At 36.8% G+C, this 13,237-nt stretch carries 12 protein-coding genes; 3 read left to right on the forward strand and 9 right to left on the reverse strand.

Annotated elements, in window-relative coordinates:
- Nucleotides 1-131: 131 nt before the first annotated feature.
- The 5 genes from D1B32_RS19990 to D1B32_RS20010 form a co-directional block, all read right to left on the reverse strand.
- Nucleotides 132-398, reverse strand: coding sequence for a DUF1292 domain-containing protein (locus D1B32_RS19990; RefSeq protein WP_095307502.1), 267 nt, complete (start codon nucleotides 396-398; stop codon nucleotides 132-134).
- A gap of 639 nt (nucleotides 399-1,037) precedes the next feature.
- On the reverse strand, nucleotides 1,038-1,343 hold the full coding sequence (locus D1B32_RS19995; protein ID WP_118890279.1) for a PTS sugar transporter subunit IIB: 306 nt from the start codon (nucleotides 1,341-1,343) through the stop codon (nucleotides 1,038-1,040).
- Complete coding sequence (locus tag D1B32_RS20000) at nucleotides 1,340-1,681, reverse strand: PTS lactose/cellobiose transporter subunit IIA (protein ID WP_118890280.1); 342 nt, start codon at nucleotides 1,679-1,681, stop codon at nucleotides 1,340-1,342. The genes D1B32_RS19995 and D1B32_RS20000 overlap by 4 nt, the downstream gene beginning before the upstream one ends.
- A 2-nt stretch (nucleotides 1,682-1,683) precedes the next feature.
- Nucleotides 1,684-2,970 carry a PTS sugar transporter subunit IIC gene (locus tag D1B32_RS20005; protein WP_095307485.1) on the reverse strand — a complete coding sequence of 429 codons (1,287 nt, stop codon included), beginning with the start codon at nucleotides 2,968-2,970 and terminating at the stop codon, nucleotides 1,684-1,686.
- Between the two features lies 1 nt (nucleotide 2,971).
- Entirely contained in the window at nucleotides 2,972-4,291 is a 1,320-nt protein-coding gene (locus D1B32_RS20010) for a 6-phospho-beta-glucosidase (protein ID WP_118890281.1), read from the reverse strand.
- A 230-nt stretch (nucleotides 4,292-4,521) separates the two neighbouring features.
- Here D1B32_RS20010 and D1B32_RS20015 point away from each other — a divergent pair, with 230 nt between their 5' ends.
- The 3 genes from D1B32_RS20015 to D1B32_RS20025 all read left to right on the forward strand — a co-directional run bounded on the left by D1B32_RS20015 (nucleotide 4,522) and on the right by D1B32_RS20025 (nucleotide 8,774).
- The gene (locus tag D1B32_RS20015; RefSeq protein ID WP_095307482.1) at nucleotides 4,522-5,250 is read left to right on the forward strand and encodes a GntR family transcriptional regulator; all 729 of its coding nucleotides are present in this window, start codon (nucleotides 4,522-4,524) and stop codon (nucleotides 5,248-5,250) included.
- 26 nt (nucleotides 5,251-5,276) lie between these two features.
- A complete protein-coding gene (gene chbG, locus D1B32_RS20020) occupies nucleotides 5,277-5,978 on the forward strand; it encodes a chitin disaccharide deacetylase (protein WP_118890282.1) in 702 nt (233 codons plus the stop codon).
- Between the two features lie 294 nt (nucleotides 5,979-6,272).
- Nucleotides 6,273-8,774 carry an NEW3 domain-containing protein gene (locus D1B32_RS20025; protein WP_118890283.1) on the forward strand — a complete coding sequence of 834 codons (2,502 nt, stop codon included), beginning with the start codon at nucleotides 6,273-6,275 and terminating at the stop codon, nucleotides 8,772-8,774.
- Nucleotides 8,775-8,824: 50 nt separating this feature from the next.
- On the opposite strand, the gene D1B32_RS20030 is transcribed toward D1B32_RS20025, so the two are convergent.
- The 4 genes from D1B32_RS20030 to D1B32_RS20045 all read right to left on the reverse strand — a co-directional run bounded on the left by D1B32_RS20030 (nucleotide 8,825) and on the right by D1B32_RS20045 (nucleotide 13,227).
- Nucleotides 8,825-9,634, reverse strand: a complete 810-nt coding sequence (locus tag D1B32_RS20030; protein WP_095307476.1) for a carbohydrate ABC transporter permease — start codon at nucleotides 9,632-9,634, stop codon at nucleotides 8,825-8,827.
- Nucleotides 9,635-9,652: 18 nt separating this feature from the next.
- The gene (locus tag D1B32_RS20035; protein ID WP_118890284.1) at nucleotides 9,653-10,627 is read right to left on the reverse strand and encodes a carbohydrate ABC transporter permease; all 975 of its coding nucleotides are present in this window, start codon (nucleotides 10,625-10,627) and stop codon (nucleotides 9,653-9,655) included.
- A 64-nt stretch (nucleotides 10,628-10,691) separates the two neighbouring features.
- The gene (locus D1B32_RS20040) at nucleotides 10,692-11,981 is read right to left on the reverse strand and encodes a sugar ABC transporter substrate-binding protein (protein ID WP_118890285.1); all 1,290 of its coding nucleotides are present in this window, start codon (nucleotides 11,979-11,981) and stop codon (nucleotides 10,692-10,694) included.
- 61 nt (nucleotides 11,982-12,042) lie between these two features.
- Nucleotides 12,043-13,227 carry an ROK family transcriptional regulator gene (locus D1B32_RS20045; protein WP_316246669.1) on the reverse strand — a complete coding sequence of 395 codons (1,185 nt, stop codon included), beginning with the start codon at nucleotides 13,225-13,227 and terminating at the stop codon, nucleotides 12,043-12,045.
- Nucleotides 13,228-13,237 lie beyond the last annotated feature (10 nt).

Below are 13,237 nucleotides of genomic sequence, written 5' to 3' on the forward strand. Positions count from 1 at the left end.
TATAATTATTCTAATCTGTAGGTTATAAAATGATGTCAGTAATATGGAAACGACTGTTTAATAGGATATAGAGTTCTAAGCCTTGAAAAAAAGCGATAATCCCTCTATCTAAGAGATTATCGCTCCTTTTGTTAATCTTCTTCTAGGATTTGATCAAATGCCTCGGATACTTTATCGAACTCTTCATCACTTTCAATTGCAGATAATTCACCATCATCATCGATTTTGAGAAAGAAGATATCAATGTCCTCATCACTATCCTCTTGCAAATCTTCTAAAAAGCTGACTGCGACGTAATCTATATTTTCCAATGTAACCTTGGCAAGTACTTCTACTTCCTGATCAACATCTGTTTCATCACTAATTGTAAAAACTTCACCAACTTCAATTTTATCCATACATTACCCTCCATTATCTCATCTAGAATTATTGGTAACATCTCTCCTTATTTTTACTTTAAATAGAAAGAGAATGCAAATTTTATTCCATGAAGAATGAATAACATGCATCAAGTAAATTAACAATGGCATTCGAAACAGGGAAAGAAACTCCTTTTGATAGGACCAAATTTTTACGCCTGTATTATTTATCTATCATGTATAAAATCTAAACACAGTGATTTATCAAGTGAACAAGTCGTGCTTTACCAATGATGCATGTATTTTCACGAATAAAGGGGGAAGAGTGTATCAATTCGGCTAATCGATTCATGCTGGAGTATTAGGTGTTAATATCTGTGTACTAGTATCAATGGCTTTGTTCCATTCTCTGTGTTGAAGCTTTGCCTCTGCGGTTTCTTGCACGCACGTGGAAAAGGGGGGGCAATTATATACATGTAAGAAAGTTATTACAAGAAAGAGGGGATAAATCAAATCAGAGAAGCTATGGTACTTTTAACATAGCTTCTCCTTTATAATCCTCTATTTGATTTGGGAGGAATGCTTTTCAATCCATTCTGTCTCCATCCATCGTAATTGAAAATTTCCCATTGTTGTTTGTCTTATACAAAGCAATTTGGGTAAAATTAATAATTGCTTTTAAATATTTTTTAAATGTATTGCCTGATCCAACACCTTATCTCCCTGAATCATACCATATGCTAATTGGTCGATGATATCTACTTTAATTCCTTTAGGCTCTACTTGTTCTCTAATTTTCTTCTCGAGATAGCGTACTTGTGGTCCGATTAATACGACATCGAGATTTTCTAAGTTATTTTTAAGCTGAGATTCTGCTACTGCTTCTATATTTACCTCTAGATTTCTTTCATCAGCAGATGCTTTCATTTTCTTTACGAGCATGGATGTTGACATACCTGCTGAACAAACAAGGATAATTTTCATTGGTTAGCCTCCTCAATTGCTTCCATTTTTTTATACATATCAATCATCTCCAAGGCAAGATCTTTCACCGTCATTGCTGTCATCAGGTGATCTTGTGCATGAATGAGAATGACCGTTATATTATTTTTCTCACCATTTGCCTCTTTTTGTAGTAAGTCGGTTTGGATATGATGAGCTTCGTTGAATTCTTCTTCTGCTTGTTCGATTTTTTTATTTGCTTCTAAAAACTTATATTCCTTTGCAAGTGCAATTGCTTCCATCGCATGTGATCGAGCATTTCCAGCATGCAAAATGATATTAAATGAAAGCATTTGCATTTCTTCTGTTGTTGTGGACATGATTAGCCCTCCATTCGTTGTTTTAATGCTCTAACGCCTGCCATTATAAATGGAATATACATTAATACAGCAAGTGTCAAATTAAATAATTGTAGTGCAATGCCACGCCAGCTTCCACCTGTTACAAGATAACCACTCAATATTGGTGGAGTGGTCCACGGTAGAATAGCTACCGTTTTTGGTACAATACCTGTCGCGAGTGCGATATAAGAAGTTACGGTTAATGTAACAGGTACTAAAATAAACGGAATTAACATGACAGGGTTTAACACAATCGGTAATCCAAAAATAACTGGTTCATTGATATTGAATAATCCTGCTGGTGCAGAAAGCTTTGCAACTTCTCGATACGGATGATTTTTTTCATGCCGAATGACGATAAAGATAGCAATCAGTAATGCAATAGTTGCTCCAGATCCTCCCATAAATACGAACGAATCTAAGAAGGGCTTCGTAACAATATAAGGTACTTCAAATGCGGACATTCCACCCTGGAACAGTTCTAAGTTTGTTTGGATTAGTGGTAAGTATACAGGCTCAATAACAGAGCCGATAATATTTGTGCCGTGTAATCCAAAGAACCATAGTAAATGATTAAGGAATGAAACAACTATTGCTGCCGGTAATGTGTTACCAAGCCCTTGAAGCGGTTCTTGAATGACATTAAAGATTAATTCAAATATACTTATTTCTGCAAAAACATTCATCATAGCTTGGAAGAATCCTACGATGATTAATATAATTGTAGCTGGAATAAGTGCTGTGAATGATCTTGCGACACCATCAGGAACACCTTCTGGCATTTTTATTGTGAATTTGGATTTAACGAGAAATCGGAATATCTCCGTAAGCACGAGTGCGATAATGATAGCTACAAATAATCCCTGGGCACCTAACCAAGCAAAGCTCAAGCCCCAATCAGGTGTTTCTGGCACAAGCATAATGTAGGCTGCAGCTGAAATTAAACCTGCAGATAGTCCATCAACTTCATAGGACTTAGCTAAATTATAAGCGATAGAAAACGCAATTAATAGACCTAGTACAGCAAATGTGCCATTCCAAATACTTCCCCCAACTGCTTGCCAATTGCCTTCACCAAATATTCCATTCATCCACTCTACAAAGTTAAGCTCGCCAAGCGGCGGAAAGTTATTAATCAATATTGCAAGTGAGCCAACGATAATTAATGGCATGATGGCAACAAAACCATCACGAATCGCCACAAGGTGACGCTGTGCACCGATGCGTCCGGCAATTTCAATAAATTTTTGCATAAACTTATTGTTCATTCTAATTCCCCCTTGAATTGAATTGTGGTAAATAAGCTTTATGTGCTTCTAATAGCTCATCAAGTAAAACTTTACTACGCTTTTCATCGCCAATTAGTGGATTCATTAATAAAGCTGTATAAGCATCATTGTAATCCCCTGAGATACTAGCCCGAATGACAAGTTCTTCAAATGCCTTCATTTGATAGACTAATCCTTTTATTGTTGCTGGTAATGGTCCAATAGAAATTGGTCTAGGACCATGATTTGTAATGATACAATTGGCTTCAATTACTGCATCATTTGGAAGATCTGGGATTGCACCATTATTAAATGTGTTGACTGTTTGAACATCTTCCTTATTGTTATAGATAGAATCCATCAAACTACATGCTACATCACTATAAAATGCACCTCCTCGTTTTTCTAGCTCTTTCGGTTTGTCACGCAATTCCGGGTTACGATATAGTTCAAACAACGATTCTTCTAATTGTTGTACTACCTCTGCACGAGTGCCGTTTTCTTTATAGGCTTGCAGATCTTTCTCAAGAACGTCTTTGGTTTGGAAGTAATACTGATGATACGGGTTAGGCAGCAGTCTAGTTGATTCGATAAAGGTCTTGGACCAGCCAAGATTTACAATGTTAGCTGGTGAATAATCAAAATGATCCCCAACTAGTTTCTCCACAACATCTTCTGTGCGATCCATCCCATTGACGAATACTTTTTGACCAAACACGAAATGGTTCATACCAATAAATTGAATTTTTACATCGTCTGGTGATACCCCTAAAATTTCTGCGGTTGAATGACGCATGTTAAACGGAATGTTGCATACACCAATCACCTTCTGATGTGCTGAATGCTTCAACAGTGCCTCGGTTACAATTCCAGCCGGGTTGGTGAAATTGATCATCCATGCATCTGGGCAAATTGTATGAATATCTTCAGCAAGTTCCATTAATACCGGAATGGTACGAAAAGCTTTAAAAATTCCACCAGCACCGTTCGTTTCTTGTCCGATAAATCCATGACTCAAAGGGATTCTCTCATCTTTAGAACGAGCTTCTAAACCACCAACACGAATTTGAGTTGAAACAAAATCAGCATTTTTTAGTGCTTCTTTTCGATCTAATGTCCATGATAGTTTAATAGATTTTGCCGATTTCTCGATCATTCGTAATGATAGATCCCCAATAATTTCTAATTTTTTTTGCCCTGTTTTAATATCAACAAGAACGATTTCTGTTACAGGAAATGAATCGTGACGACGAATAATACCTTCAATAATTTCTGGTGTATAACTAGATCCTCCACCGATAATTACTAATTTTAGTGTCATTTTGTTTGAACTCCTTATGATGTATTTGGAAACGCTTTAAAATTAGTCGCTTTTAGTAGGCGTATTAACTTCTTTGTGATAAGTTATATGCTTAACTGTAATAAAAATGTATCATACAATTATTATGATGTCCATACATATTTTTATAATTGTAATTACATTTATAAGTATTGTCATTATATCTTATATCTTGTACACTTTATATATACAATGTTTGAAGGAGTACAGACATGGAAAAAAACCAATCACTGCATGCCTATATAAAAGAAGAATTATTGAATCGTATTAAGTCAAATGAATATAAAAAGGGAGAAAAAATACCTCCGGAATTGGAACTCTGTAAGGACTTTAATGTTAGTAGAACCACTGTGAGAACAGCTCTAAATCAGCTTACTCTTGAAGGCTATTTAGTACGGCAGCAGGGGAAGGGCACTTTTGTCGCTGAACAAAAAGTGAAGCAGACACTGTCCCAGACTGTGAAGCGATATAGTGATCAGATTGCTGTTCAGGGTAAAAAAGCAGAGATAACTTTAATAGATATTCATGTTATTCCGGCAAATGAAATTATGCAGCAATCCCTTGATGTATCTATAAATGATCCAATTCAGCGAATTGAACGGGTTCGCAAGGCAAATGGGGAACCAACACAATATGAAATAGCTTATATTCCGTGGGATATTGCCCCGGGGATAATGAAAGAACATGCAGAAACATCTTTGTATGCGTCATTAAAAGAAGAATTCCATGTTCACATCGCCAAAACAACTGAACAAATTGAGATAACACTTGCAGATGAACGTTCTTGTTCGCATTTAGGCTGTGAAGTAGGAACACCATGTTTTTATATCGAAACAATTGCCGAAGACGATAAGGGCAAAAAAGTAGAATTTTCACGTTCATTCTTCCGTGGTGATAAAACTAATTTCATGATTGAGCGGAATTACCCAACGGGAGAATAATCAGAAGTATTTAAGGGGGACTATCGATGAAAGTGTTGTTTAATGCAGACGATTTTGGATTAACAAAAGGTGTGACGGATGGAATTATTAAGGCGTATAAGGATGGAGTTGTCAGCTCGGCAACTTTAATGATGAACGGAAAAGCAATAGATTATGCGGTTTCACAAGCAAAAAAGCATCCATTGCTAAATATAGGTATTCATCTTGTGCTAACCTGGGGTAAACCGATTAGTGGGAATGTCCCGTCACTTCTCGATAATCAAGGATTTTTTAAATTTAAAAATACATTTTTGGAAGTGGAAGACGTTGATGTAGATGCAGTAGAGCGAGAATGGTGTGCACAGATCGATGCATTTTTAGCTACAGGTCTGCCCCTTCATCACATTGACAGCCATCACCATATACATGGATGGGGCCTATTGAAAGAAGTGGTTGTTAAATTAGCTCAGCGATACAACGTGCCTGTTCGCTATGTAGAATCATTAAAAGGAAACCCTGAAATCCTACTTACGGAAACACTGTGGCTGGATTTTTACGGTGAGGGTGTTGATTATGAAATCTTTAATAAATTACAGCAGCTAGACACGACTTCCGTTGAAGTAATGACACATCCAGCGATCATTGATGAAGATCTCAAAGAATTTAGTTCTTATATAGAGAAAAGAGAACAGGAACTTGAGATACTATGTGGTTTACAAGTGCCTAATTGGGTAGAGGATTGTAGTTGAAATAACCAATAAATAGGATAGAGCAATGATTGAATCTTGATATAGAAAGGTTATTTAGTTTTTTCTATATCAAGATTTTTTATGTTCAATTGCATCCTTTTATACCACTTTACGCCTCTTGTTATTAGAAAAATAGGACAAATCTAATATTTACAATGAAGTATTAAATTGATATTGTTTTCATGAGAAGTTAATTCAGAAAAGTTAGTAAGTTTAGATTACTAACTAACCCTAATGTGAAAAGGAGGTAGTTGGTTTTAAGTATCAACCTAATAATGAAAGGGGTTACATTAAATGAAAAAGGTGCTTTATTACTTGTTGATTCTACTGCTTATCGTATCTTTAATTCCTTTAAAAGGTAATGCGAAGGAAGATATTCATCATGATGTTGAACTATGGAATGCAGTAAAACCACTAAATACTACAGTGACATTTTTAAACACAGGAGCACATCCGGATGATGAACGCAGTGATTTTCTTGCTTACTTATCTCGAGGGTTGGGTGTGAAAACTTCAAGCTTAATTGCGAATCGGGGTGAAGGAGGACAGAATGAGATCGGGACAGAGTTGGATAATGGTTTAGGAATTATCCGTAGTAATGAGATGATTGAAGCAGCAAAAATTACAGGGGTAAAGGCATATCATTTAAGTGAGACTACATCAGACCCTATCTATGATTTTGGATTTTCCAAATCCCCAGATGAAACGCTGGAGAAATGGGGAGAGGAATTAACCTACGAACGCTTTATTCGATTCATTCGAACTTATCAGCCTGACATTGTAATGCCCTCTTTTCGGGATGTTGAAAGTCAACATGGTCACCATAGGGCGATAACGATCTTATCTGAACAAGCATTTGAAGATGCGGCTGACCCAACTGTTTTCCCGGAACAGTTAGAAGAGGGACTATCGACGTGGCAAGTAAAAAAGTTGTATTTACCTGCTGAATCGGAAGAAACTGCAACAACTTCTATAGAAATTGGTGATTATGATCCTGTATATGAAATGACATATCCCCAGCTGGGTGAAGAGTCAAGATATATGCATAAAAGTCAAGGGATGGGAAGAGATATTCCAGCCGAACCCAGACAAACACACTTAGAATTAATAAAGGAAGCTGTTCATACAGATTATCCGAATGCGTTGTTTGCGGGTATCCCATACAACTTTAATGAATGGGCAGAAATTGTTCCAGCGAAAAATGTGAAAGCGAAATTAAATAAGTTACAGCAAAAGTTGGATGAAATTGTCGAGCTCTATCCAGATAGAGAAGCGATTTTATCGGTATCACAATCTGCGCATAAGGATGTAAAGAGAATTCAAAAATTAGTAGGAAAAGCGAAAATGCCAAGCAATCTTAAAAATGATTTACTTCATAAGCTTGAATTAAAAGAAGAGCAATTACAGGAGGTGAGTTTTGTAGCTTCCAGCCTTCATGTGGAAATGGAAATCGACACGGAAGTATTAACACCCGGTTCGAAAGGGCAAGTAACCATGACGATTACAAATGAGGGCAATCAGAAAATAAAACATATTGATGCTACACTGGTGACGCCGGAATCCTGGGGTAGAGATAAAACACAAAAAGTGAAACATTTAAAACCGAATGAATCCAAGAAAGTAACTTTTGATGTAAGGGTGCCAGAAGATGAACCATACAATACACCATATGACGAGTCAACCCTAATGGGGAAGGTTGAATTTAAAGAAAAAGGGCAAACATCTGGTAAATTAATAGAGTTTAATCATACTGTTGCCGTCTTGCCTGAGTTAAGTGTAGCTCCAAGTTCGGAAAACTTAACAATTAATACAGCTGATATACAAGAAGAAATTCCAGTTAAAGTTCAAGTAAAGAACTATTATAACGGCAAGAAAGATGCAACTGTTTCGTTAAATCTGCCAGAGGGTTGGGCAAGTAATCCAGTAGAGAAGGAAGTTTCATTTACGGAGCAGCATGAAATGGAAGAGGTAACGTTTACTGTTAGCCCTCCATCAGATATTTCAGAAGGCGATTATTCTTTCGATGTTGTCGCTGAAGCAAATGGAGCAATCTTTAATACGACCGTTCAGGAAATTAGTTATGACCATATTAAAGATTCGTATTTCCAGTATCCAGCAACAGTGAACACCGTTGCATTTGAGTTGCTGCTACCTGATAACTTAAAAGTTGGTTATATCGAAAGTGGTTTTGATGAAGTTGCCGACTATTTAATAGATACAGGGATGGACGTGACGAAACTTACAGAAGCAGACCTTGCTTCAGGTGATTTGACACAGTATGATGCAATTGTTACTGGAATAAGAGCATATCTTTCCCGACCTGATCTAGCTGAAAATAATGAAAGATTGCTAGAGTATGTAGAGGGCGGAGGACATTATGTGGTGCAGTATCATAAACCAGATGACAACTGGAATATAGATGCAACCGCTCCATATTCATTAGAAATTGGTAATCCGTCCATTCAATGGCGTGTAACGGATGAGCATGCAGAGGTAACGTTAACCCAGCCCGAGCACAAGTTATTTAACTACCCAAATGAAGTTACGAATCATGACTGGGATAATTGGGTACAAGAAAGAGGGCTCTATTTTCCAATGAATTGGGATAATCGCTATGAGACATTTGTTAGTATGGCTGATCCAGATGAAGATCCATTTACGAGTGGGATCTTGCTTGCCGAATATGGCGAGGGTACCTATCTATATACGAATTTAGTATTCTATCGTCAAATTGATAATCAAGTCCCTGGTGCTTACCGGATATTCACAAACCTAATTAGCTATGGAGTAGAATAAAAATATCCCAATGGGATTCGAGCAATCCTATTGGGATATTTTAACGTAATTTATTTCATACCAGTTAAGGTAATACCTTTGATGATATGACGCTGCAGGAGGATAAATACCAGAATCAAAGGGATAACTGATATAGTTGCTCCAGTCATAATGAGATGCCACTGTGATTCAGCTTCGCCGGAAGAAAAGAATGATAGTCCAACCGGCAGTGTTCGTAAACTAGGTGATTCGATGACAATTAATGGCCATAAAAATGCATTCCAGTTACTAAGGAATGTAAAAATGCCTAATGCTGAAATCGCTGGCCAAACCTGCGGAACAGCAATTTTAAAGAAGATGGCATACTCGTTCATTCCATCAACTCGTGCAGCGTTGAGTAAATCATCAGGGATTTGTTCCATAAACTGTCGCATTAAAAACACTCCAAAACCTGTCATAAGACCTGGAAAAAGAACACCCCAATAGGAGTCCGTCCATCCAAATTCTGAACTCATCATATACCACGGGATAATTAGCATTTCTGTTGGAACCATTAATGTACTTAATATTAAGATGAAAATAACCGTACGACCTACAAAGGAAAATTTTGCAATTATATATCCAACGAGTGTATCAAAAAATAAAACACTTATCGTCGTAATTAGAGCCACAATAATACTATTCATAAACCATTTGATGAACATGCTTTCCTCAAGAATTTTAATATAATTCGCTAAGGTTGGATTTTCTGGGATAATGCTCAAATTAAATATATCGAATGGTGCTTTTAAGGAAGTAGAAACCATCCAAATGAAAGGAAACAACATAATAACAGAACCAATTATTAAAAGTACATACGGCAATAATCGTCGGAACCTCATCCTTCTACACCTCCTATTCTAGTAATCAAATTTCTTGGTTAAAACTTTCATTTGGAAAATTGTTAAAGCAAGTATGAACAGGAATAAGATAACGGTTGCCGCAGAAGCTAATCCCATATCGAATTGCTTAAAGGCTAGCTGGTAGATGTAAACTACAACTGAAATGGTTGAATTTAAAGGACCGCCACTTCCATCCATGCTCATATTAATGACTTGGGTAAAGGAAACTTGAATAAAGGTAATCGTTCCAATTACTGCAGAAAATACAATCGTTGGATTCAGTAAAGGAACCGTTACATACCAAAATTTTTGCCAACCGGTCGCTCCATCAATTTCAGCAGCTTCATAAAGCATTTCTGGTATATTCTCTAACCCAGCTAAGAAGAGAACCATTTGAAAACCAATGGATTGCCAAATCATTGCAGCGATGATGACATAAATTGCTTGATCTGGTGAGTTTAAGAATGGTTGAGCAGAGAAACCTAAATTAACTAATATATCATTAATAATCCCGTTACCCATTAGAATCCACTGAAATACCCAACTGATTGCAACAATACTAGTTACATAGGGAATAAAATAGATAACTCTGAAAAACCCAACAAATCGATTAATTTTATGAAGTAATAATGCTACAATTATCCCAAATAATAATTGACCAGAAACCCCTAAAAGAATATAGATGAAAGTATTAAAAATGGATTTAATAAAGATTTCATCCTGGAATAGTGTTACATAATTTTCTAAACCAACGAAAGGTTGTATATCTGTTGAAAGAAGGTTCCAATCTCTAAATCCCACGTTAAACGTAAATAGAGTAGGTAAAATTCGGATCCCGAGATAAAATATAATTGGAAGCAATAAACAAGTGTATACAAATAAATATTTTTGATATCTAAGATTCCCTCTAAATTTATGAAGAAGGGAAGTTTTTTCCTTTTTAACTTGTGTTGTTTTATTGTTCTGATTCTGCGGTGATTTGAATTGCTCCATGCTGCACCTCCTTTAAGTGGTAAGGATCAAGGTGTGTCACCTTGATCCTTTCGTTAAAGATTGCTTATTTTTCCCAGTATTCATCATAAAGTTTTTGAGTAGCTTCTACTAATTGATTAAACGCTTCTTCCGGATCTTGACCTTCCATTAACACCCGATTAGCAGCATCTATTACAAGATCCCGTTCCCGAGTTTCATCTACAAAGAAATGCGCATTAGCAAAAGGCAAGGATTCGATAAAAGGACCATAAATTTCATCGTTTACATATTTATCCTGCATGGCAACCGATTCTTTTGCAGGTAATTCACCAGTTGCATCTAACCATCTTTCCATAACATCATCACTTGTTAGGAATTCTAAAAATTTAGTGGCTGCTTCTAGTTTTTCTCCTTCAACACGGGCAGTAATCCCATTTGTCCAGAAAGAAGCATTTGTTGATTGTACGTCTTTACCAGGAAGTGGTGCTATTGCATAATTTAGATCAGGTGCATCACTTTGCAATGTACCTACCCTAAAAGAACCGTCAATATTCATTGCAGCTTTTTCCGTTACAAATGCTGTCACATCATCTGTATAAAAACCTTGTTCAGATGTTCCTAGCTCAGTAGGGAAGCTTAACCAATATTTAAATGCTTCTAAACCAGCTGGGGTATCTGCCCAGACAACTTCCTTTCTATCTTCACTTAATACTTGTCCGCCTGCTTGTAGTGTTAGACCATCTCTAAGCCAATGGTGACCTTGTTGTGCTGGTTCCCATGCCATTCCAGATTGTTCTAGACGGCCATTACCATCAGCTTTGGTTAATTGAACGGCATAGTCTTCAAGCTCTTCCCATGTTTGTGGAGGAGAGTTAGGATCAAGGCCTGCTTCTTCAAATAAATCCTTATTATAAAACAGTGCGAGTGTTCTTACTGAAGTTGGTATTGTCCAATATTCGCCATCCATTTTCGTGGCTTCCACTAATGGAAAGAATTCACTCTCTATTTCTTCATGTGGGAAAGCGTCCTGTGGTAGTGGCTGTAAGTAACCTGCATCTACGTAGGTAGGCACCCATCCGTAGAATAAGTTAATAACATCGGGTCCTTTACCAGCTGGAACTTGCGCAGCAACCTGTTCATTGTATTGATCATATGGAAAATTGGTTTGCTTTACTTTAATTCCAGGATTTGCTTCTTCGAATTCCGCAATTAATTCATCCATTAAGTTAACCTTAGAATCAAATGAGTATTGCCAGTATTCAAGTGTGATGTCGCCATCTTCTTGATTAGCAGAACTTTCATCATCACTAGAACATGCTGCAAACACAACCGATAACAATATTGCAAGCAGAGTCAATTGCCACTTTTTAAACATAATAAAACCCCCTAATATAATATTTTAAAGGACCGGAGTCTCTTTAAATTAAATTTAAAATCTATACTTTTAAAATTGATTCATGTTCCTTAAGTATGAGGTACCCGGCACCTAGCAAAGAGACATCTTCAACTGTTGTGATAGTGATGTCCGTTTGTACAGGTAAGTGTTTTTCTAAGTTGGAAGTTAAATATGGCAAAAAGTGGTTCATTGATTTAGAAATCCCGCCCCCTAATACAACTTTCTCAGGGTTGATAATTGAAATAACATTAATTAATGCAAAAGAAAGATGGGATAGGGAATCATTTACTGTTTTCAATGCTAATTGGTCGCCATCAATTGCCATTTGGAAAACTTCTTTTGCAGTCCATTTTTCTTCACTTTTCTGACTGTGTTGAAGCATTCTTTTGGCAATAGACGGTCCTCCTACGTGACTATCTAAGAATCCGTAGCCCCTAAAAGTTTGCTCGTATTTTTTATCAGCAGCATCTTTATCTGTTACCATATAACCAATTTCTCCTGCAGCGTATGATGCTCCGCGATAAAGCTGTCCGTTAATTATAATTCCGCACCCGATACCAGTTCCTAGTGTAATCATAATCATATTATTGTTTTTTTTGCCGGCGCCTTTCCAATATTCACCGAGCGCCGCAACATTTACATCATTATCGATATAAACAGGACATGAGAGGTGGGATTCAAGTTGAGATTGCAGCGGTATATTTTTCCAGCTCAGACTTGGCGCATCAATGACAATTCCGCTATCAACATCCGTAATACCTGGAACGCCAACGCCAACTCCAAATAACATGCTGCTTTCTAATCCTTCTTGCTCTATAAGGGTGTTTACGTAGTCGGCAATTGATTGAATAAAGTTAGTACCTACATGTTTTTGTGTGGAAAAAGCGGTCTTACTTATAATTTTTCCTGCTAAATTCATAATGGCCATTTCAACTAATGTCCCGCCAATATCAATTCCAACAATATAGGCTGCGTTTTCATTAAAGAATATTTGAAATGGTTTCCGACCACCTGCTGAACTTGCTCTTTCACTTTCTTTCTCTCGAATCCATCCTTCCTCTAAAAGTTCATCAACTATATTAGAGACTGTAGGTTTACTTAGTTTTAGTGCTTTTGCAATATCTGATCGAGAATGTCCATCTTTTCGTTGAATATAATGTAAAACTTTCCGTTTGTTTAAATGTTTTAGTAAGTTGGAATCTGTGGGGACATTACGGATAGCGATAGTTTTTCAC

Origin of the sequence: Oceanobacillus profundus (assembly GCF_003515705.1) — a bacterium.
In the GTDB taxonomy this organism is placed as follows: Bacteria; Bacillota; Bacilli; order Bacillales; family Amphibacillaceae; genus Oceanobacillus; species Oceanobacillus profundus.